The sequence below is a fragment of the Actinoplanes ianthinogenes genome (assembly GCF_018324205.1).
Taxonomy (GTDB): domain Bacteria; phylum Actinomycetota; class Actinomycetes; order Mycobacteriales; family Micromonosporaceae; genus Actinoplanes; species Actinoplanes ianthinogenes.
In genome coordinates, this window is record NZ_AP023356.1 from 3,631,223 (window position 1) to 3,651,833 (window position 20,611).

Annotated in this window: 24 protein-coding genes; 4 read left to right on the forward strand and 20 right to left on the reverse strand. The window is 70.4% G+C overall.

Going from position 1 to position 20,611, the window contains the following annotated elements; translation table 11 throughout:
* Nucleotides 1-252: 252 nt before the first annotated feature.
* Nucleotides 253-1,101, reverse strand: coding sequence for a 3-hydroxyacyl-CoA dehydrogenase family protein (locus Aiant_RS16170; protein ID WP_189328711.1), 849 nt, complete (start codon nucleotides 1,099-1,101; stop codon nucleotides 253-255).
* Nucleotides 1,102-1,220: 119 nt separating this feature from the next.
* Between Aiant_RS16170 and Aiant_RS16175 the strand changes: the two genes are divergently transcribed.
* Entirely contained in the window at nucleotides 1,221-1,562 is a 342-nt protein-coding gene (locus tag Aiant_RS16175; protein WP_189328710.1) for a hypothetical protein, read from the forward strand.
* Here Aiant_RS16175 and murA read toward each other — a convergent pair.
* Nucleotides 1,559-2,848, reverse strand: a complete 1,290-nt coding sequence (gene murA, locus Aiant_RS16180) for a UDP-N-acetylglucosamine 1-carboxyvinyltransferase (protein ID WP_189328709.1) — start codon at nucleotides 2,846-2,848, stop codon at nucleotides 1,559-1,561. The genes Aiant_RS16175 and murA overlap by 4 nt on opposite strands.
* Before the next feature lie 265 nt (nucleotides 2,849-3,113).
* Between murA and Aiant_RS16185 the strand changes: the two genes are divergently transcribed.
* Nucleotides 3,114-3,689, forward strand: coding sequence for a cob(I)yrinic acid a,c-diamide adenosyltransferase (locus tag Aiant_RS16185; RefSeq protein ID WP_189328708.1), 576 nt, complete (start codon nucleotides 3,114-3,116; stop codon nucleotides 3,687-3,689).
* A gap of 55 nt (nucleotides 3,690-3,744) precedes the next feature.
* Here the strand turns inward: Aiant_RS16185 and Aiant_RS16190 are convergent, their stop codons facing one another.
* The 14 genes from Aiant_RS16190 to Aiant_RS16255 all read right to left on the reverse strand — a co-directional run bounded on the left by Aiant_RS16190 (nucleotide 3,745) and on the right by Aiant_RS16255 (nucleotide 15,536).
* Nucleotides 3,745-4,605, reverse strand: a complete 861-nt coding sequence (locus Aiant_RS16190; RefSeq protein WP_189328707.1) for a PhzF family phenazine biosynthesis protein — start codon at nucleotides 4,603-4,605, stop codon at nucleotides 3,745-3,747.
* Nucleotides 4,606-4,662: 57 nt separating this feature from the next.
* Nucleotides 4,663-5,130 carry a DUF2550 domain-containing protein gene (locus tag Aiant_RS16195; RefSeq protein ID WP_189328706.1) on the reverse strand — a complete coding sequence of 156 codons (468 nt, stop codon included), beginning with the start codon at nucleotides 5,128-5,130 and terminating at the stop codon, nucleotides 4,663-4,665.
* A gap of 8 nt (nucleotides 5,131-5,138) precedes the next feature.
* Entirely contained in the window at nucleotides 5,139-5,420 is a 282-nt protein-coding gene (locus tag Aiant_RS16200) for a F0F1 ATP synthase subunit epsilon (protein WP_014694384.1), read from the reverse strand.
* A 74-nt stretch (nucleotides 5,421-5,494) separates the two neighbouring features.
* On the reverse strand, nucleotides 5,495-6,685 hold the full coding sequence (locus tag Aiant_RS16205; protein WP_425322698.1) for an LCP family protein: 1,191 nt from the start codon (nucleotides 6,683-6,685) through the stop codon (nucleotides 5,495-5,497).
* A 130-nt stretch (nucleotides 6,686-6,815) separates the two neighbouring features.
* Nucleotides 6,816-8,258 (reverse strand): F0F1 ATP synthase subunit beta, encoded by a 1,443-nt coding sequence (gene atpD / locus Aiant_RS16210; protein ID WP_229829833.1) that lies wholly within the window; start codon nucleotides 8,256-8,258, stop codon nucleotides 6,816-6,818.
* A complete protein-coding gene (locus tag Aiant_RS16215) occupies nucleotides 8,258-9,190 on the reverse strand; it encodes a F0F1 ATP synthase subunit gamma (protein ID WP_189328704.1) in 933 nt (310 codons plus the stop codon). The genes atpD and Aiant_RS16215 overlap by 1 nt, the downstream gene beginning before the upstream one ends.
* 2 nt (nucleotides 9,191-9,192) lie before the next feature.
* Nucleotides 9,193-10,758 (reverse strand): F0F1 ATP synthase subunit alpha, encoded by a 1,566-nt coding sequence (gene atpA / locus Aiant_RS16220; RefSeq protein ID WP_189328703.1) that lies wholly within the window; start codon nucleotides 10,756-10,758, stop codon nucleotides 9,193-9,195.
* 76 nt (nucleotides 10,759-10,834) lie between these two features.
* Nucleotides 10,835-11,656, reverse strand: a complete 822-nt coding sequence (locus Aiant_RS16225) for a F0F1 ATP synthase subunit delta (protein WP_189328702.1) — start codon at nucleotides 11,654-11,656, stop codon at nucleotides 10,835-10,837.
* A complete protein-coding gene (locus Aiant_RS16230; RefSeq protein WP_425322699.1) occupies nucleotides 11,656-12,201 on the reverse strand; it encodes a F0F1 ATP synthase subunit B in 546 nt (181 codons plus the stop codon). The genes Aiant_RS16225 and Aiant_RS16230 overlap by 1 nt, the downstream gene beginning before the upstream one ends.
* Before the next feature lie 36 nt (nucleotides 12,202-12,237).
* Entirely contained in the window at nucleotides 12,238-12,474 is a 237-nt protein-coding gene (locus Aiant_RS16235; protein WP_189328700.1) for an ATP synthase F0 subunit C, read from the reverse strand.
* Nucleotides 12,475-12,551: 77 nt separating this feature from the next.
* Nucleotides 12,552-13,337, reverse strand: a complete 786-nt coding sequence (gene atpB, locus Aiant_RS16240; RefSeq protein WP_189328968.1) for a F0F1 ATP synthase subunit A — start codon at nucleotides 13,335-13,337, stop codon at nucleotides 12,552-12,554.
* A gap of 15 nt (nucleotides 13,338-13,352) precedes the next feature.
* Nucleotides 13,353-13,514, reverse strand: coding sequence for an AtpZ/AtpI family protein (locus tag Aiant_RS16245; RefSeq protein ID WP_229829832.1), 162 nt, complete (start codon nucleotides 13,512-13,514; stop codon nucleotides 13,353-13,355).
* Between the two features lie 277 nt (nucleotides 13,515-13,791).
* A complete protein-coding gene (locus Aiant_RS16250) occupies nucleotides 13,792-14,250 on the reverse strand; it encodes a hypothetical protein (RefSeq protein ID WP_189328698.1) in 459 nt (152 codons plus the stop codon).
* Nucleotides 14,247-15,536, reverse strand: coding sequence for a serine hydroxymethyltransferase (locus Aiant_RS16255; RefSeq protein ID WP_229829831.1), 1,290 nt, complete (start codon nucleotides 15,534-15,536; stop codon nucleotides 14,247-14,249). The genes Aiant_RS16250 and Aiant_RS16255 overlap by 4 nt, the downstream gene beginning before the upstream one ends.
* A gap of 82 nt (nucleotides 15,537-15,618) precedes the next feature.
* Between Aiant_RS16255 and Aiant_RS16260 the strand changes: the two genes are divergently transcribed.
* Together Aiant_RS16260 and Aiant_RS16265 are read left to right on the forward strand one after the other, a co-directional pair.
* On the forward strand, nucleotides 15,619-17,079 hold the full coding sequence (locus Aiant_RS16260; protein WP_189328696.1) for an SDR family oxidoreductase: 1,461 nt from the start codon (nucleotides 15,619-15,621) through the stop codon (nucleotides 17,077-17,079).
* Nucleotides 17,076-17,450: a RidA family protein gene (locus tag Aiant_RS16265; protein WP_189328695.1), complete on the forward strand. Its 375-nt coding sequence runs from the start codon at nucleotides 17,076-17,078 to the stop codon at nucleotides 17,448-17,450. The genes Aiant_RS16260 and Aiant_RS16265 overlap by 4 nt, the downstream gene beginning before the upstream one ends.
* Here Aiant_RS16265 and Aiant_RS16270 read toward each other — a convergent pair.
* The 4 genes from Aiant_RS16270 to prmC are packed head-to-tail and all read right to left on the reverse strand — an operon-like array spanning nucleotide 17,447 to nucleotide 20,551.
* Entirely contained in the window at nucleotides 17,447-18,427 is a 981-nt protein-coding gene (locus tag Aiant_RS16270) for an L-threonylcarbamoyladenylate synthase (protein WP_189328694.1), read from the reverse strand. The two genes, Aiant_RS16265 and Aiant_RS16270, sit on opposite strands and share 4 nt — an antisense overlap.
* The gene (locus tag Aiant_RS16275) at nucleotides 18,424-18,987 is read right to left on the reverse strand and encodes an arsenate reductase/protein-tyrosine-phosphatase family protein (protein ID WP_189328967.1); all 564 of its coding nucleotides are present in this window, start codon (nucleotides 18,985-18,987) and stop codon (nucleotides 18,424-18,426) included. Before Aiant_RS16275 ends, Aiant_RS16270 begins: the two co-directional genes overlap by 4 nt.
* Before the next feature lie 34 nt (nucleotides 18,988-19,021).
* Entirely contained in the window at nucleotides 19,022-19,666 is a 645-nt protein-coding gene (locus Aiant_RS16280; RefSeq protein WP_229829861.1) for an L-threonylcarbamoyladenylate synthase, read from the reverse strand.
* Between the two features lie 24 nt (nucleotides 19,667-19,690).
* Nucleotides 19,691-20,551, reverse strand: coding sequence for a peptide chain release factor N(5)-glutamine methyltransferase (gene prmC / locus Aiant_RS16285; RefSeq protein WP_189328693.1), 861 nt, complete (start codon nucleotides 20,549-20,551; stop codon nucleotides 19,691-19,693).
* Nucleotides 20,552-20,611: the final 60 nt, after the last annotated feature.

Sequence of the window (20,611 nt, forward strand, 5' to 3'; positions counted from 1 at the left end):
GGCACGCGCGGGCACGGCCCGGCACGCGCGACACGGCCCGGCACGCGCGGCACGGCCCGGACCGGCGGCGGTCTCCGCGGCCGCGACCAACAGCTCCAGCCCGGAACGGCCCAGCGATCCGGCACCGGGACCACGTCGCGCGTAGCCACGGGACAGGTCGACTGCGGTTGGGGCAGCCCGGGACCGTACAGAATCGGGGTGGAAAAGCCCCGGGCCGCAGCGACCCGGGGCTTCTCAGCGAACAGCAACAGATCAGTAGCTGTAGAAACCCTTGCCGGTTTTGCGGCCGAGGTCGCCCGCGGTCACCATCCGCTGGAGCAGCTCCGGCGGGAAGAACTTCTCGTCCTGGGTGTCGCGGTAGATGTTGCCGGCCGCGTTCAGCATCACGTCCAGACCGGTCAGGTCGACCGTCGCGAGCGGGCCCATCGCGTGGCCGAAGCCCAGCTTCATCACGGTGTCCAGGTCGGCCGCGGAGACCACGCCGGACTCGACCAGCTTGATCGCCTCGACCAGGAGGGCGGAGAAGAGCCGGTTCGACACGAAGCCGGCGACGTCGCGCTTGACCTCGACGCACGTCTTGCCGACGCCCTCGGCGAAGTCGCGGGCGGCCGCCAGGGTCTCGTCCGACGTCTGGTAGCCGCGGACCAGCTCGACCAGCTTCATCATCGGGACCGGTGAGAAGAAGTGGATGCCGACGACCGACTCCGGGCGCGCGGTGATCGCGGCGATCTGGGTGATCGGGATGGCCGAGGTGTTGGTGCCGAGCACCGCGCCGGCCTTGCAGATCTTGTCGAGGGCCTTGAAGACCTCGTGCTTGGCCTCCACCTTCTCGTAGATCGCCTCGACCACGACGTCGGCCTCGGCGACCGCGTCCAGGTCGGTGGTCGGGGTGATCCGCTGGAGGGTGGCCTCGACGTCCTCCTCCGCGATCTTGCCCTTGGCCGCGAAGCGGGAGAGCGAGTCGCGGATCGCGCCGAGTCCGCGCTTGAGCGAGGCGTCGTCGACGTCCCGCATGGTGACCTGCCAACCAACCTGCGCCGAGACCTGCGCGATGCCGGAACCCATGAGTCCGGACCCGATGACCGCGAGACGACCCGCCATGCTCCACTCCTTTGTTAGAGGCGCCTCAGTCTAACGGGGTTACTTAACGGAAACTTAGGCCCGTTCCCGATCGGGGCAAAGCCGCAGAAAACCGCCCGGCGCGATGCCAGACTGTGCACATGGCCACGAGCGACGGCTGGTACCTCATCGGACCGTTGATCGCCGTCGGGCTGGTCGGCTTCCTCGGCGCCGTCTTCTGGCGCATGGGCCTGCAACCAGGTCCCCCGGACGGCCTCGCGGACGGCCTGGCGATCTTCGGAGAGCACGGCGAGCCGGAGGACTACGGCCTCCTGTGGCCCGCCGCGGTCACCGACGGGCCCGAGGTCGCCGACGAGATCCGGCGGTTGCTCTCGGACGCGGGCATCCGGGCCACCAAGGCGACCCGCCGGGACGGGCGGGTGTGCGTGCTGGTCTTCGCCGAAGAGGTCGAGGAGGCCCGGCGCCTGGTCGGGTCGAGCTAGAAGTCGAAGGTCGGCTCGGGCACGTCGGTGCGCTCCACCTCGACACCCAGCCGGGCCAGGTCGGCCACGAAGTCCGGGTAACCGCGGTCGATGTGGTGCACCTCGCCCACCTCGGTCACCCCGTCGGCGCAGAGCCCGGCGATGACCAGGCCGGCGCCGGCCCGGATGTCGGTGGCCCGCACCGGGGCACCGGAGAGCCGCTCCCGCCCGTTCACCACCGCGTGGTGCCCGTCGGTGCGGATGTCCGCGCCCAGCCGGACCATCTCGTTCACGAACATGAACCGGCCGTCGAAGATGTTCTCGGTGATCAGGGACGCGCCCTCGGCGACCGAGGCCAGGCCGATCGCCATCGGCAGCAGGTCGGTGGCGAACCCCGGGAACGGCAGCGTGACGATGTCGACGTGCTTGGGCCGCTCGGTCATCCGGACCCGGAACCAGTCGTCCCCCGGCTCGACCGTCGCGCCGGCCGCCACCAGCTTGTCCAGCGCGATGTCCAGGAACTCCGGCCGGACGCCGTGCACGGTCACGTCGCCCCGGGTCATCGCCGCGCCGTAGGCCCAGGTGCCGCCGACGATCCGGTCGCCGACGGTGGTGTGCCGGACCGGCTTGAGCGGCCCGTCCACCCCCTCGACGATCAGCGTCGAGGTGCCGGCGCCGTCGATCCGGGCGCCCATCGCGGTGAGCATCTCGCAGATGTCCACGATCTCCGGCTCGCGCGCCGCGTTGTCGATCTCGGTGACGCCCTTGGCCAGGACCGCGGCCATCAACAGGTTCTCGGTGGCGCCGACGCTCGGGAAGTCCAGCCAGATCTTGGTGCCGCGCAGCCCGGCCGGCGCCGACGCGATCACGAAGCCGTGCTCGTTGGAGATCTCCGCACCCATCCGGGCCAGGCCGGCGACGTGCATGTCCAGACCGCGGGAACCGATCATGTCGCCACCGGGGAGCGCGACCCGCACGTAACCCCGGCGGGCCAGCAGCGGACCGAGCACACAGATCGACGCCCGCAGCCGCCGGACCAGGTCGTAGTCGGCCTCGGCGCCCGGCTCGAACGGAACGTCGATCACCGCCTCGGTGCCGTCCAGCGTCACCGCGCAACCGAGCCGGCGCAGCACCTCCGCCATGATCGCGATGTCGGTGATCCGGGGCACGTTGGAGACCACGCTGCGCCCCTCGCCCAGCAACGCGACCGCCATCAGCTTGAGTGCCGAGTTCTTCGCGCCGCCGACCGAGACGTCACCGATGAGCGGGCTGCCGCCCTTGACCCTGATCACATCCACGCGGGCCATCGTATGGTCCGCCGCCCACTCATGGCGCGTAGGGCTCCTTCTTCAACCCAAGATCAAGATCAAATTCTTCCTTGCCACGGTCCGCGCTGATAACTGATCGCCGCTCCCGCGGGGACCCTTCCGGGCCGGGCAGGACGCTGGCGCGTCCAGAACGCCCGGCCCGCAAGGGCGGCGTCCGCGGGTGGTGACGATCCGCCAGTACCACAAATCAACCCCACACCCCGCCCGGCACGTCCCGCGGTCGAGGCGTGGCTAGGCTCCGGGTATGGCTGTGCATCTCACGAGGATTTACACCCGTACCGGGGACGCCGGGCAGACCCGGCTGGTCAACAACGAGGTGGCGGCGAAAACCGATCCGCGGATCGCGGCGTATGCCGACGCCGACGAGTGCAACGCGGCGCTGGGCGTGGCGATCGCCCTGGGCGCGCTGCCCGACGACGTCCGGACGGTGCTGTCCCGGATCCAGAACGACCTCTTCGACCTCGGGGCGGATCTGGGCAACCCGCTGGCCGAGGACCCGCCGTACCCGCCGCTGCGGATCACCGAGGACTACGTGACCCGGCTCGAGGGCTGGTGCGACGAGTTCAACGAGCGCCTCGCCGCGCTGGACAGTTTCATCCTCCCGGGCGGCACACCGGGCGCGGCCCTGCTGCACGTGGCCCGGACGGTGGCCCGGCGGGCGGAGCGCTCGGCCTGGGCCCTGATCGAGACCGACCCGGAGCGCACCTCGCCGCTCCCCGCCAAATACCTGAACCGTCTCTCCGACCTGCTCTTCATCCTGTCCCGGGTCGCCAACCCGGACGGCGACGTGAAGTGGGTCCCCGGCGGCCGGCGCGACTGACACCCACCCGGCCGGCACGTGGAGGTCTCCGCGGGCCGGCCGGGTGATACCGAACTCAGGCGGGAATCAGCAGGTTGCCGTCGATCGTGGTGACAGCTCGGCCGGCCAGGTCGACGCGGTCGCCGCGGTGGGTGACCTGGACCAGGCCGCCGCGCGGCGACGCCTGGTAACCGGTCAGGGAGGTGCGGCCGAGGCGCTCGCTCCAGTACGGGGTCAGGGCGGTGTGGGCGGAGCCGGTGACCGGATCCTCGTTCACGCCGACGGCCGGGCCGAAGAAGCGGGAGACGAAGTCGTATCCGGCGGACGGGTCCTCGGCCCGGGCCGTGACGACCGCGCCGCGGCTGGTGACCTTGGCCAGCGCGCCGAAGTCCGGGGTGAGCGCCCGCACGGTCTTCTCGTCGGCCACCTCGACCAGCACGTCGTCGGTGTTCGGACCGGTCCAGAACGTGGTGAGCGGGTCGGTGCCGAGCGCGGCGGCCAGCGCCGGGTCGGTGTCGATCGCGGTGAGCGGCGCGACCGGGAAGTCCAGGGTGATCAGGCCGTCCTCGGCCACCGTGGCGGTCAGGATGCCGCTCCTGGTGGCGAACCGGACCGGTCCCCTGGCCAGCCCGTCCTGGTGCAGGACGTGGGTGGTGCCCAGAGTGGCGTGACCGCAGAGCGCGACCTCGGCGGCCGGGGTGAACCAGCGCAGCGCCCAGTCGGCGTCGCCGCCGGCGGGCAGGCGGTGCAGGAAGGCGGTCTCGGAGAGGTTGACCTCGGCGGCGACCCGCTGCATCCACTCCTCGGCGGGGAAAGCGCCGTCCGGGAAGGCACCGGCCGCCGGGGAGCCGGCCGGAACGGAGTCCAGGATCAGCACGCCGGCCGGGTTGCCGGCGAACGGGCGGTCGGTGAAGGCGTCGACGATACGAATCCGCATGGTCCCGACATTAGGCACCGGACCGGACGGCCGCGACGGCCAATCGGCGAACCGTGGTCAGCTCTCCATCGGGCGCGGGCCGAAGATCGACCGGCCGGGCACGCTGCCCGGGTCCCGCGGCGGGCCCGCCTCCAGCCAGGAGAGGAAGCCGGTCACCGTGGTCTCGGCCATCGCGATCTCCACCTCGGTGCCGCCCATGGCGCAGCGCAGCACCACCCAGTGCCCGGGCATGGTGAGCCGCTCCGGCCCGGTCGGCAGGCGCCGCTCGGCGATGATCAGCACTCGCCGGTCGAGCACCCGCTTCGGCCGGAAGGCCAAGCTGAACATCTTGTGGAAGCGGAGCTCGTCACCGACGAACTGGCCCAGGCCGGGCGACCAGCCGCGGCCGGGCACCAGCGTGTTGGTGCGGACCTGGAGCCGGATGGTGCCGCCGCCGAGCATGAGCAGGCGGCGGCGGAAGAAGAGGGCGAACAGCAGCGCGAGCAGCGCGACGAGGCAGATTCCGAAGACTTCCAGAACCCGCATCGTCGGTGTCAGTGCTGCTCGGGGGTGGCCGGCGTCGCGCTCTCGGCGAGCACGGTGACGCCGTTCGCGTCGATGGAGAGGAAGCCACCGGCGACGTCGTAGGTGAGCTGCTCGCCACCGGCGAGTTTCACCCGGACCTGGGACGGCTCCTTGAGCAGGCCGAGAAGCGGAGAGTGGCCCGGCAGCACACCGATCTCACCCTCGGTGGTGCGCGCGACGAGCATCTCGGCCTCACCGGCCCAGACCTTCTCCTCGACGGCGACGACCTCGACGTGAAGCTGGTTGGCCACGCTGTCTCCCTTTGACGCTGCGAACCGAATGGGTGAAAGTCTAATCGGCGCCGCCGGCCGGCAACCGACCGGGTCTAGCTGTTCGTGTTCACGAACTCCGGGTGGGCCAGCAGAAACTCCGGAATCTTGTCGTTCTTCACCGCTTCGAAGAACTTGTCGGTGTTCGGGCCGAGGCCCTCACCGCGGTATTTCCCGCCCTCGAAGATGCCGCCGCCGGGCAGCTTGATGGAGACCATGGTGTCGGTGTCGAGCCCGCGCAGCGCGAGTCCCCAGTCCAGGACGCTGGTGCCGTTGGCCGCGCCGAACTTCACCGCGTCGCCGGCCGCGTTCAGGATCTTCAGCATCTTGGCCGGGTCGGTCACCACGCCCTTGCTCATCGCCTGCTTGGCCATCGCCTTGATGAACTGCTGCTGGTGCCGCTGACGGTCGTAGTCGCTGTGCGGCAGGCCGTACCGCTGGCGGACGTAGTCGAGGGCCTCCCAGGCCTCCAGGTGGTACGTCCCGGGCTTGTAGACCTTCTGCACACCGATGTACGGGTGCTCGCAGGTGTTGTCGGCGCACGACGGAAGGCGGTCCCGGGGCTTGCCGTTCGGCTTGAGGTGCTCGGACTTGACCGTCATGTCGACGGTCATGGTCACCCCGCCCATCGCCTCGACGATCTTCTTGAACCCGCCGAAGTTGATGATCGCGCCGGCGTCGAACTGCTTGATGCCGGTGAGCTGGCTGACCGTCTTGGTGAGCAGCTGGAAGCCCTGCTCGACGTCGTGCTTGCCGTTGCCGACCGAGCTGCCGAACGACATCGCGGCGTTGATCTTCGACTTGCCGCCGCCGAAGCCGGTGGTCGGGAACGCCGGAATGTCCACGTAGAGGTCGCGGGGGATGGAGAACAGGAAGACCTGGTCCATGCTCGCCGGAATGTGCGCCACGATGATCGAGTCGGAGAGCGGGGCCGTCTTGTTGTCCCGGGGGTCGATGCCGGCCATCAGGATGTTCAGCGGGCCCTTGATCTCCTTGGCGCCGGCCTTGGTGGCGCCGTTGGCCGGGTCGCCGACCAGTTTGGTGCCCGCGTCCAGGGACCCGGTGTACTTCGAGATCAGAGCGTTACCACCGACCAGGACGACGCCGCTGGTCACCATCAGCACCGCGCCGAAGACGGCGGTCAGCCGGGCCCACAGCGGTGCTCGGCGCTTCGCAGACTTAGCCACCCGATCCCCAACCCTGCCGGAACATGAACACGGGACTACCTCAAGAGCGCGGCCAAGCATACCCAAGCAGAACGCCGCGCCACCCCAGGGCGGAATGTCCGAATTCCGGGGGGACCTGTAGACAACGAGAAGCCGTGCCGGTGGGCACCGGCACGGCTTCCTTTTCGTCAGAGTGATGCGAAGGCCGAGATCAGCCCTTCATCAGCTCGTGCGCGTTCTTCTCCAGGTCCTCGAGACCACCGCACATGAAGAAGGCCTGCTCCGGGTAGTTGTCGTACTCACCCTCGGAGATCTTCTTGAACGCCTCGATGGTCTCCTTCAGCGGGACCGTCGAGCCGGGGACGCCGGTGAACTGCTCCGCCGCGTAGGTGTTCTGCGACAGGAACCGCTCGATGCGACGGGCCCGGGCGACCGTGACCTTGTCCTCCTCGGAGAGCTCGTCCATACCGAGGATGGCGATGATGTCCTGCAGGTCCTTGTACTTCTGCAGGATCCGCTGGACCTCACGGGCCACCGCGTAGTGCTCGGCGCCGACGAACTCCGGGGCCAGGATCCGCGAGCTGGAGGCCAGCGGGTCCACGGCCGGGTAGATGCCCTTGTCGGAGATCGACCGCTCGAGGTTGGTGGTCGCGTCCAGGTGGGCGAAGGTGGTGGCCGGCGCCGGGTCGGTGTAGTCGTCGGCGGGCACGTAGATCGCCTGCAGCGAGGTGATCGCCTTGCCCCGGACCGACGTGATCCGCTCCTGCAGCTCACCCATCTCGTCCGCCAGGGTGGGCTGGTAACCCACGGCCGACGGCATACGCCCGAGCAGGGTGGAGACCTCGGAACCGGCCTGGGTGAACCGGAAGATGTTGTCGATGAAGAGCAGCACCTCCTGGTTCTGCACGTCCCGGAAGTACTCCGCCATGGTGAGCGCGGTCAGCGCGACCCGCAGACGGGTGCCCGGCGGCTCGTCCATCTGGCCGAAGACCAGGGCGGTCTTGTCCAGCACGCCACCCTCGTCCATCTCCAGGATGAGGTCGTTGCCCTCACGGGTGCGCTCGCCGACGCCGGCGAACACCGAGGTGCCACCGAAGTTCCGGGCGACCCGGATGATCATCTCCTGGATCAGAACGGTCTTGCCGACGCCCGCGCCGCCGAACAGGCCGATCTTGCCACCGCGCACGTACGGCGCGAGCAGGTCGAGCACCTTGATGCCGGTCTCCAGCATCTCGGTCTTCGGCTCGAGGTCCGCGAACGCCGGGGGCTTGCGGTGGATCGCCCAGCGCTCCTGGACGTCCAGCGTCGACGGGTCGACGTTGAGCACCTCGCCGAGGGCGTTGAACACGTGGCCCTTGGTCACGTCACCGACCGGCACCGAGATCGGCGCGCCGGTGTCGGTGACCTCCTTGCCGCGGACCAGACCGTCGGTCGGCTGCATCGAGATCGCGCGGAGCAGGTTGTCACCCAGGTGCTGGGCGACCTCCAGCGTCAGCTTCTTGGTGCCCTCGGAGAGGGTGACCTCGACGTGCAGCGCGTTGAAGATCGGGGGCATGGCGTCACGGGGAAACTCGACGTCGACGACCGGGCCGATGACCCGGACGACACGGCCGACAGCGGTCTCCGCCTTGGTGGGCTCAGCAACAGCAGTCATCACACATCACTTCCCGCCGCGGCCAGCGCGTTGGCGCCGCCGACGATCTCACTGATTTCCTGGGTGATCGCAGCCTGCCGCGCGGAGTTCATCTCGCGCGTGTACCGCTTGAGGAGGTCGTCGGCGTTGTCCGACGCGCTCTTCATCGCCCGCCGCCGGGATGCCGACTCACTCGCCGCCGAGTCCAGCAACGCCGCGTAGATACGCGTGTTGAGGTATTTCGGCAGCAGCGCGTCGAGCAGCTCGTCGGCGTCCGGCTCGAACTCGTACGCCGGGCGCAGCCCCTCGGACCGCTCCTCGTCGTCCGCGTCCACCTGCACCGGCGCCAGCGGCTTCGCGTTCGCCGTCTGCGTCATCAGAGACTTGAACTCGGTGCTCACGATGTGCAGCTCGTCCACGCCGGCGATGCCGTCGGGGCCGAAGGTGCCCTCGGTCTCCGAACCCGCCGCGAAGCCCTCGATCAGCGCGTCGCCGATCTTCTTGGCGTCGGCGAACGTCGGGCGCTCCGAGAAGCCGGTCCAGCTGGCCGCGATGTCCCGCCCACGGAACCGGTAGTAACCGGAGCCCTTGCGGCCCACCACGTACAGCGCGACCTCCTTGCCCTCCGACTTCAGCCGAGCGATCAGCTCCTCGGCGGTCCGGATGGCGTTGGCGTTGTAGGCGCCGGCCAGGCCCCGGTCACTGGTGATCAGCAGGACACCCGCCCGCTGGACGCGCTCACGCGCGACCAGCAGCGGGTTGTCCACCGAAGCGTTCGACGCCAGGGCGGCCAGCACCTTGGTGATCGCCACCGAGTACGGCCGGGACGCGTTGACCCGTTCCTGGGCCTTCGCAATCCGGCTGGTCGCGACGAGCTCCTGCGCCTTGGCGATCTTCTTGGTCGACTTGACCGTCTTGATACGCCGACGCAGCGCCTGTACCTGACCGGCCATGCTCAGTTACCGCTCTCGGTCGAGGCGCTCGACTGGAACGACTTCTTGAACTCGGTGACGCCCGACTTCAGGCTCTCGACGTTGTCGTCGCTCAGCAGGTTCGTCGACTCGATCGCGCCGTAGACCTCGCTGTGGTGCGACTTGAACCACTGCAGGAACTCCTGCTCGAAGCGGCGCACGTCGCGGACCGGGATGTCGTCGAGCTGACCGGTGGTGCCGGCCCAGATCGCGATGACCTGCTCGACGGTCGAGTACGGCGAGTACTGCGGCTGCTTGAGCAGCTCGACCAGCCGCACGCCCTTCTCCAGCTGGGCACGCGAGGCGCGGTCCAGGTCGGAGGCGAAGGCCGAGAAGGCCTCCAGCTCACGGAACTGGGCCAGGTCCAGACGCAGGCGGCCGGAGACCGAGCGCATCGCCTTGACCTGCGCCGAGCCACCGACGCGGGACACCGAGGTGCCGACGTTGATCGCCGGGCGGACACCCGAGGCGAACAGGTCGGTCTCCAGGAAGATCTGGCCGTCGGTGATCGAGATGACGTTGGTCGGGATGAAGGCCGAGATGTCGTTGGCCTTCGTCTCGATGATCGGCAGGCCGGTCATCGAGCCGCCACCCAGCTCGTCGGAGAGCTTGGCGCAGCGCTCCAGCAGGCGGGAGTGCAAGTAGAAGACGTCGCCCGGGTACGCCTCGCGGCCCGGCGGGCGGCGCAGCAGCAGCGACACGGCGCGGTACGCCTCGGCCTGCTTCGTCAGGTCGTCGAAGACGATCAGGACGTGCTTGCCGTTGTACATCCAGTGCTGACCGATCGAGGAACCGGTGTACGGCGCGATGTACTTGAAGCCGGCCGGGTCGGAGGCCGGAGCCGACACGATGGTCGTGTACTCCAGCGCGCCCTGCGCCTCCAGGGTGCCCCGGATGCTGGCGACGGTGGAGGCCTTCTGGCCGATCGCGACGTAGATGCAACGGACCTGCTTCTGCGGGTCGCCGGACTCCCAGTTCGCCTTCTGGTTGATGATCGTGTCGAGCGCGACCGTGGTCTTACCGGTCTTGCGGTCGCCGATGATCAGCTGGCGCTGGCCGCGGCCGATCGGCGTCATGGCGTCGATCGCCTTGATGCCGGTCTGCAGCGGCTGCTTCACCGGCTGGCGCGCCATCACGTTCGGCGCCTGGAGCTCGAGCTCGCGGAAGCCTTCGTTGGCGATCTCACCGAGACCGTCGATCGGCTGGCCCAGGGCGTCGACCACGCGGCCCAGGAAGGCGTCGCCCACCGGGACCGAGAGGACGCGGCCGGTGCGCTTGACCGGCTGGCCCTCCTCGATGTTCGCGTAGTCGCCCAGGATCACGGCGCCGATCTCGCGGACGTCGAGGTTCGACGCGACACCCAGGGTACCGTCGGCGAACTCCAGCAGCTCGTTCGCCATCGTCGAGGGCAGGCCCTCGACGTGCGCGATACCGTCGCCCGCATCGGAGACGATGCCGACCTCCTCGCGGGAGACCTCGGGCGAATAGGACGAGACGTAGCGCTCTAGCGCCCCCCGGATCTCGTCCGAGGAGATGGTCAGCTCGGCCATCCTCTGCCTTCTCTGTCTAGCTCGGGACGTCGCCGCCACCGAGGGGCTTCTCGATCAGGAGATCGAGGGGAAAGGACTATTTAGCGAACGCCTGCTTGGCGGCGTTCAACCGGCGCAGGATCGTGCCGTCGTAGAGGTCGGAGCCGACCCGGACGCTGACACCCCCGATGACCGCGGGATTGACGTCCACCTTCAGCGAGACCTCGCGGCCGTAGATGGTGGCGAGCTTGCCGGCCAGGGCCGCCTCCTCGGCGTCGCCGAGCGGCTTGGCCACCGTCACATAAGCCACCTCGCGGTCGCGGCGTGCGGCGGTCAGCTCGACCAGCCGGCCCAGCGAGGCCTCGAAGCCACGGCCGCCGAAACCCTCGAGCGCGACCTGGACGAGACGCACGGTGATCGCCTTGGCCTTGCCGTCGAGGAGGTCCCCGACCAGCTTAGCCCGGGGGGCGATCGGAGCGCCGATGTCGCTGAGCGTGGCCGCGAGCTGCGGGGTCCCAGCGACGATCTGCGCGAACCGGAAGAGCTCGTCCTCGATCTCCGCCAGCGCGTCGTCCTTCTGCGCCGAGGCCAGCAGGGTGTCGACACCCAGCCGCTCGGTCGCGTCCAGCAGATCGCTCGGCTTGGAGAACCGGCCGCCCACCAGAGTGGCCAGCGCGTCGACGGTCACCTCGGCGGCCTTGCCGGTCAGCAGCGAGCGGAACAGGTCGCCGCGGTCGTCGCCCGGCCGGGACGGGTCGGTCAGCGCCCGGCGCAGCCGGGGCTGACCGCGCAGCAGGCCGGCCACCGTGAGGATCTCATCGGCGACGGTGGCCAGCTGCGCGCCCGTGGACGTGGCGGTGTCGGCGCTGAGCCGCTCCGCCGCGTCCGCGTAGGCCTGGTTGGTGACGCCCGACGCCATCAGCGCCCGCCAGCCGTGCCGGCGGCGTCGAGGTCCGCGATGAAGCGCTCGACGGTGCCACGGGTGCGGGCCTCGTCGGCCAGCGCCTCGCCCACGATCTTGCCGGCCAGGTCGACCGCAAGGGTCCCGACCTCGGCGCGGAGCTCCCGGACGATCGACTCACGCTGCGCCGCGAGCTGCTCGTTGCCGGCCGCGATGATGCGGTCCGACTCCTCACGAGCCTTGGCGAGCACGTCCTGCCGGATGCCCTCGGCGTCGGCCCGGGCCTCGTCGCGGATGCGAGCGGCCTCGGTCCGAGCCTCGGCGAGCTGCGCGCGGTACTGCTCGAGCAGCTCGTTCGCCTCGGCCTGCGCGGTCTCGGCGCGCTTGATGCCGCCCTCGATCGCGTCCACGCGAGCGCGGAACGTCTTCTCCATCTGCGGGAAGACGAACTTCATCAGGACGAAGCAGAGCACCGCGAACGCGACCGAGCCAACGATCAGCTCCTGCCAGGCAGGAATGATCGGGTTGTGCGATTCAGCCGCTTCGGCCAGGTAAAAGTTGATCATGTGAACCTCCTGTCGAGGTCAGCTAGGCCGAAATCAGCCGATCGGCTTGCCGGCCCAGATGAAGCCGAACGCGATACCCAGCAGCGCCAGCGCCTCGACGACGGCGAAGCCGATCCAGACGTACGGCAGGGTCAGGCGCGACGACTCCGGCTGGCGGGCGGTCGACTGGATGTAGGCCGAGAAGACGAGACCGACACCGATACCGGGGCCGATGGCAGCGAGGCCGTAACCGATGGCGGCGGTGCTACCAACAACTTCGGAGAGCAGCATTCTCAGTTCCTCCTGGTATCTCGCGTGACTGTCACGCGGGACGACAAAACGGGGTGGTACTTCGTGCGGGGTGAAACTCAGTGCTCGTCGGCGAGCGCGCCCTGGACGTAGCTCGCGGTCAGCACCGTGAAGACGTAGGCCTGGAGGCAGATCACCAGGAACTCCAGGAAGGTCAGCGCGATGGTCAGCGCCCAGGAGAGGATCGAGACCGGGGCGAGGAACCCGTTGGCGCTGATCATCGCGAAGCCGCCGAGCGTGAACACCAGCAGCAGCATGTGCCCGGCGAACATGTTGGCGAACAGACGGACGGCCAGCGAGAACGGGCGGACCAGGAAGTTCGAGAAGAACTCGATCGGGACCAGCAGCGGCAGGATGAACCACGGCGCCGGCGGGACCAGGGCGGTCTTGAAGTACTTGACGAAGCCGTGGTGCCGGATGCCCACATAGATGAACATCACATAGCTGATGGCCGCGAGAATCGCCGGGAAGGCGATGTGCGAGTTCGGCGAGATCTGCACGAAGGGCACGATCCCGAAGAAGTTGTTCACGATGATGAACATGAACAGCACCGTCAGGTACGGCGCGAAGGCGACGCCGCGCGGGCCGATCATCTCGACCGCGACGTTGTTCCGCACGAATCCGTAGATGCTCTCGGCGATCCACTGCCTCTTCGTCGGGACGAGCTCCGGCTTCCGGTACGCCACGAGGAAGAAGATGATGATCGCCGCCACCGCCACCCAGATCAGGAACGTGATCTTGGTGAACCAGTAGTTGTTCTCCACGCCCCACGGCAGGATGCTGGGCAGGTAGAAATCCTCGACGCTGGGCGGGAACTCCGCCGCGAGGACCGTCTGACCGATCACCATGGCCCTTTCCTGTCAGGCGCCGAGACGGCGCACGATGAGGTACACACCAAGGCCGATGCCGAGGACGGCACCGATACCGGCGAAGATGCCCTTGGTCCCGGCCCAGTGGTCAACCAGCCACCCGATCCCGCCCCAGGTCAACATGCCCGCGATGAGGTAGGTGACTGCCGTCATGCCCGCACCGGAATCCGGTGGGGTCGGGCCTTGGTCACCGCGTTTGTCGTGAGGAGGTTCTTGGCCGGTCATGACGGCCCGAACGATATCAGCAGGTGATACGAAGCTAAGCGGGACCCCCCGCACAACCGCAGTTGTCCAGGCGTCAGGGGTCTCGCAACTGGAAGCACACGGTACTCCTGTCGCGCCAAAACGGAACACGGCACGACCGGACACATCACCGGTTCGTGGCAGTCCAGCTACCAAACCTCCGCTGACCAGCGGGAACGCGCGTGCCTCAGATCACTTTTCGCAGAGTCCGGCGAGTGACCCACCAGGCCTGCACCGCGGTCCAGACGATCACGCCGGCCACCACGCCGAGCCCGAGGGCCTTCTTTCCCGACCAATCGGACGAGACTCCGACAGCAAGGATAACGCCCAGCAAAGAGTATTTGACGACATACGTCAGCATTCCCAGCGGCATGACCAGAGCCGGGCGGACCGTGTCGGCCCAGGCGACCACCAACGTGGTGAGGGTGTGGCTGACCGTCACGATCAGCACGCCGCCGGCCGCGGCGATCGCGGCGGTCGGGCCGCTGACCAGGAAGCCGATCGAGGCGGCGCAGGTGAGCAGCAGGAACGAGACCGCGGTGAGGAAGCCGAGGTGCTCGGTCTTCCAGCGCGGATCCGCCGGCAACGGGGGCAGGTCGGGCAGCGGAAGGTCGTCCTTCTCCGGTGCGGGGGCGACGCCGCTCAAGCCAGAACCTCCTGGGACGTGTAGAACGGGAAGCGCCGGACCATCTCGGTCACCTCCTCGCGGACAGCGGCCGAGCGGGACCTCCCGCCGGCCGTCTCCGGATCGCACCGCACCGCCACCCCGATGAGCTCCGCGACCTGGCGCATCTCGGCCTCCCCCATGCCCTGCGAGGTGACACCCGGCGCGCCGACCCGGATCCCGGACGCCACGGCCGGTTTCTCCGGGTCGTACGGAATGGGGTTCTTGTTGAGCGCGATCCCCGCGGCGGCGCAGCGCGCCTCCGCCTCCCGGCCGCTGACCCCCAGCTCGCGCAGATCGAGCACGGCGAGATGGGTGTCGGTGCCACCGGTGACCGGACGCATCCCCTCGGCGGCCAGCCCAGCGGCCAGCGCCTGTGCGTTGCGCACGGTCTGGGAAGCGTACCTCCGGAAGGCCGGAAGGGCCGCCTCGCGCAGCGCCACCGCCTTGGCCGCCACCGTGTGCATCATCGGACCGCCCTGGGCGAACGGGAAGACCGCCTTGTCCACCCGCTGGGCCAGGTCGGCCCGGCAGAGGATCATGCCGCCGCGCGGGCCGCGCAGGGCCTTGTGGGTGGTGCAGGTGACCACGTCGGCGTACGGGACCGGGGACGGCACCGCCCGGCCGGCCACCAGGCCGATGACGTGTGCCGCGTCGACCAGCAGGTATGCCCCCACCTCGTCGGCGATCTCCCGGAACCGGGCGAAGTCGATCAGCCGGGGGTAGGAGATCGAGCCGCAGATGATCAGTTTCGGGCGGTGCGCCAGGGCCAGGTCACGCACCTCGTCGTAATCGATCAGCTCGGTGTCCGGCGCCACCCGGTACGCGATCGGATGGAACCACTTGCCGGAGAAGTTCGCCCTGCTCCCGTGCGTCAGGTGCCCGCCGTGCGGCAGTCCCATGGCCAGCACCGGGTCACCCGGCTCGGCCAGCGCGGCGTACGCCGCCAGGTTCGCCGACGCGCCGGAGTGCGGCTGCACGTTCGCGTGGTCGGCGCCGAACAGCTCCCGCGCCCGCTCGACGGCCAGCTCCTCGGCCCGGTCGGCCTGCGCGCAGCCGCCGTAGTAACGCTGCCCGGGGTAGCCCTCGGCGTACTTGTTGGCCAGCGTGGAGCCGAGCGCGGCCAGCACGGCCGGTGAGGTGAAGCTCTCGCTCGCGACCAGTGTGAGCGTGTCGCGCTGGCGGGCCAGCTCGTCGAGCAGCACCTCGGCGATCGCCGGATCGTCGCGCTCCAGCGCGGCGAAATCCGGACCCCAGAACGTGCTCACCTGGGCCTCCCCGAGCTGGTGTGACGCGGCCTGGATCGAGCATATGGCTGAAGTGCCGCCATTCGGGGCACAGTCTGAAGTTATGCGCTGTCTCGTCACGGGAGCTACCGGGTACATCGGCGGTCGTTTGGCACCCCGATTGGTCGAAGCCGGGCATCAGGTGCGCTGCCTGTCACGCAGCGCCGCCCGGCTGCGCGACGTCCCGTGGGCCGATCAGGTGGAGATCGTCGAGGCCGATCTGGGTGACCCGGCGAGCCTGCGTCCCGCCTTCGACGGCATCGACGTCGCCTACTTCCTGGTGCACTCCCTCGGCCAGCCGGACTTCGAGCACCGCGACCGCGAGGCCGCCGCGAACTTCGCCACCGCGGCCCGCGCCGCCGGGGTACGCCGGATCGTCTACCTCGGCGGCCCCGAGCCCCCGCCCGGCGACCGCCCGTCGGCGCACCTGCGCTCCCGGGCCGAGGTGGCCCGGATCCTGCTGGCCGGTGGCGTGCCGACGGCGGTGCTGCGGGCCCCGGTGATCATCGGCTCCGGCTCCGCCTCGTTCGAGATGCTGCGCTACCTGACCGAGCGGCTCCCCGCCATGATCACCCCGCGCTGGGCGGAGAACCTGATCCAGCCGATCGCGGTCCGGGACGTGCTGCGGTACCTGATCGGCGCGGCCGGCCTGCCACCCGAGGTGCACCGCGGCTTCGACATCGGCGGCGCCGACGTGCTCAGCTACGCCGACATGATGCGCCGGTACGCCCGGGTCGCCGGTCTCCCCCGCCGGATCATCCTGCCCACCCGGGTGCTCAGCCCGTGGCTCTCCGCGCACTGGGTCGGCCTGATCACCCCGGTGCCGAACGCGATCGCCCGTCCACTGGTCGCCAGCCTGATCCACGAGGCGATCGCCCGCGAGAACGACCTGGCCGTCCTGCTCCCCGGCCCGCCCCCGCTGGGTTTCGACGACGCCGTCCGGCTCGCGCTCGGCAAGATCCGCGACGCCAACGTGGAGACCCGCTGGTCCAACGCCTCCGGCCGGGACGCCGCCGCCGAGCCGCTGCCCAGTGACCCGGCCTGGTCCGGCGGCAGCGTCTACCTCGACGAACGCTCCCGCGAGGTGCACGCCCCGGCCGACCGGCTGTGGCGGGTGATCGAGGGGGTCGGCGGGGAGAACGGCTGGTACTCGTTCCCGCTCGCCTGGTCGGTACGCGGCTGGCTGGACCGGCTGGCCGGCGGGGTCGGCCTGCGCCGGGGCCGCCGCGACCGGCAGCGGCTGCGGGTCGGCGAGGCCCTGGACTGGTGGCGGGTCGAGGAGATCGAACCCGGCCGGCTGCTGCGGCTGCGCGCGGAGATGCGGGTGCCCGGCCGCGCCTGGCTGGAGATGTGCGCCGAGCCGGACGGCGACGGCGGGTCGGTGTACCGCCAGCGGGCCGTGTTCCTGCCCCGTGGCCTGGCCGGTCACCTGTACTGGGCGTCGGTCTGGCCGTTCCACGGCATCGTCTTCAGCGGGATGGCCCGCAACATCGCCCGCGGCGCGGAGGCTAGCTTCACCGGATGAGGATTCTCAGTGGCTCGCCCTTCGAAGAGGAGTTCGCGTACGCCCGGGCGGTGGTCGACGGGGACCACGTCTACGTCTCCGGGACGACCGGTTTCGACTACGCCACGATGACCATCTCGGAGGACGTGGCCGACCAGGCCGCGCAGTGCCTGCGGAACATCGCGGCGGTGCTGGCCGAGGCGGGCGCGAGCCTCGCCGACGTGGTCCGGGTTCGCTACCTGCTGCCCGATCCGGCCGACTTCGCGGCCTGCGGGCCGGCCCTGCGCGAGGCCTTCGGCGACGTCCGCCCGGCCGCGACGATGCTGGTCTGCGGCCTGCTGGACGAGCGGATGCGGATCGAGATCGAGGTCGACGCCCGCCGCCGCGGTTAGGCCGCGGCGCGGGAGAGCCGGTCCCGGACGGCCAGCCAGTCCTCCGTCCGCGGTGGCTCCTGCACCAGGATGGTGGCCACACCGGCATCGTCGAGACGGTGCAGGGCGGCATACAGGTCGGCCGCGTACTCGCGCGGGTCGGCGGAGAGGACCTCGACGAGCTCGGCGCCCGGCTGACCGGGAACGGACGGGAGCGTGCTGCCCTCGTACGTCAGAATCGCCGAAGGCGCCGGCAACCCGGACCGGTCCGCCTCCCGCACGTCGGGCAGCAGCACGACCTTGGCGCGCGGCGCGTAGTGCCGCCGGCTCATCCCGGGCGACGGCCGGGCCGCACCGTCCGCGGTCTCCGCGTCCCGCAGCGCGATCGCGCCGGTCACGTCCCGCAGCGCGCGCAGGCTCAGCGCACCCGGCCGCAGCAGGGTCGGCACCTCGGTGGTCAGGTCCAGCACGGTCGACTCGATGCCCCACGAGCACGGGCCGCCGTCCAGCACCAGCGGCACGTCCGGCAGGCTGCGCACCACGTGCCCGGCGGTGGTCGGCGAGATCGACTCGGACCGGTTCGCGCTGGGTGCGGCGAGCGGCAGGCCGGATGCCTCCAGCAGGCGCAGCGCCACCTCGTGCGCCGGGACCCGGACGGCGATGGTGTCGTTGTCGGCGCCGGCCCCGGTGAGGTGCGCGGCACGCCGCACGACCAGCGTCAGCGGGCCCGGCCAGAAGTGCGCGGCCAGCTTGTCGGCGACCGCCGGCCACTCCGCGGACAGCTCGCGGGCCGCCTCGACCGAGGCGACATGCACGATCAGCGGGTTCCAGCTCGGCCTGTTCTTCAGGCGGTAGACCTCGGCGATCGCCTGGCGGGAGAAGGCGTTGGCGCCGAGGCCGTAGACGGTCTCGGTGGGGAAGGCGACGACCGAGTCGGCGCGCAGGATCTCGACGGCCCGGCGCAGCCCGTCAGCGTCGGGAGGAACGACACGGCTCATGGAAGCAACAACGCGGCGAGCGGGACGGTGGTGTCCTCGATCTCGTCGCCGACCCGCTGGAACGTCTGGTCGCCGCGGCCCCACGGGTCGTCCAGATCGTCGGTGAGCAGAGGCGCCTCGCCGTCGCGCAGCCGGTGCACGGCCGCCACGATGGCGGCGCCACGCTGCCGGACCACCTCGGGCTTGGGCCCGGCCGGAGGCAGAGCTTCGCGGTCGACGGCGCCGAGCAGCCGGCCGAACTCGCCGAGCACGAAGGTCCGCTCGGCGGCGTCCGGGCGCAGGGCGACCACGTAGTCGTACTGATCGGCGGTGGCGGTGAGGATCAGGTCGGCCTCGTCGATGAAGTCGCCGCGCAGCTTGCGGGCCAGGAAGCCCGCGTCGGTCCCGCGCCGGGCGCGCACCTGCCGGGCGGCCGGCGGGTTCATCTCCTCGCCCTCGTGCCAGCCGCCGGTGCCGGCGCTGACGCTGCGGACGAGCTGCTCCTCGGTGCCGCCGGCACGGTCACGGACCGCCCGGTCGAGCAGGCGCTCGGCCATCGGGGACCGGCAGATGTTGCCCATGCAGACGTGCAGGACGGTGAACGGCGCCGCCACCTCAGGCCTGCCCCTCGACGATGTCCGGCACCACGTCGCGCAGTTTCTCCACCGGGATCGAGCCGGTCCGCAGCACCCGGGGCACGTCGCCGGTCACGTCGACCACGGTGCTCGGCCACGGGTCGACGGCCGGGCCGGCCTCCAGGTAGACGCGCACCGAATACTCCAGCTGCTCGCGGGCCTCCTCGGCGGTCAGCGGCGACGGGGAGCCGACCTTGTTGGCCGTGGTCACCGCCATCGGGCCGACCTCGCGCAGCACCTCCAGGGCGACCGGGTGCAGCGGCATCCGGACCGCGATCACGCCGCCGGTGTCGCCGAGGTCCCACTGCAGGCTCGGGGAGTGCTCCACGATGATGGTCAGCGCGCCCGGCCAGAACGCGTCGGCCAGGTCCCGCGCGGCCCGGGGCAGCGAATAGACCAGGCCGTCCAGGGTGTGCCGGGAGCCGACCAGCACCGGCGGCGGCACCCGGCGGTCCGAGCCGCGGGCATGGTGCAGCTGGGTGATCGCGTGTGCGGTGAAGGCGTCCGCGCCCACGCCGTACACCGTGTCGGTGGGCATCACCACGAGCTCACCGCTCTTGGCCGCCTCGACCGCCGCGGCGACGCCGCGATCACGATCGGCGATGGCGGTGCAGTCGTAGAGCATCACGACGTGCAGTCTGCCATGTCGTCACCCGCGACGGGCGGTCGCGTATCGGGGGCGGCCGGTGAGGTCGTCGTGGGCGGTCACCTCGGTGAACCGGCCGTCGGCGCGCAGCAACGCGGGCACCGCGGCGCCGTGCACGTCGTCGTGCTCGATACCGACCCATCCGCCCGGTTTGAGCACCGCGGCGGCGAGCGCGATCACCGGCCGGATCACGGACAGGCCGTCGGCGCCGCCGAAGACCGCCTCGGCCGGGTCGTGATCGGACACCTCGGGCGGGACCGGGGTGCCGTCCGGGACGTAGGGCGGGTTGCAGAGCAGCACGTCCACCTGTCCGTGCAAGTCGGACAACAGATCGGGATCGGTCACGTCCGCCTCGACGACCGTGACCTGAGAAAACCCGGCGGCGTTGCGCCGCAGCCAGCGCAACGCGGCCGGCGAACGCTCCACCGCGATCACCCGGGCGGCCGGCGACTCGTCGGCGACCGACAGCGCGATCGCCCCGCTGCCGCTGCACAGGTCGACCACGGTGGCACCCGGCGCGGTCCGCTCGATGCCCCACCCGGCCAGCAGCTCGGTCTCCGGACGCGGCACGAAGACGCCGTCACCGACCGCGAGCTCCAGGTGGCGGAACGCCGCCGTGCCGAGAAGGTGCTGCAACGGGATCCGTTCCGCGCGCCGGGCGACCAGCTCGCGCAACCGCGCGGCCTCGTCGTCGCGGATGCCGTCGATCAGCAGCAGGCGGCCCCGCGGCACCGCCAGCACGTGCGCGGCCAGCAGCTCGGCGTCGACGCGCGGCGAGGACACACCGGACGCCGAGAGAACGGCGGCCGCCGATGCCAGCTCGGGTGCCAGACGGGTCCGGCGGGGGTGTTCGTCAGGCGGCATCACGGCATAATCATGAGACGTCGCGCACGCCGGGGATCGGCCGGGTCACCCTGCGATCGC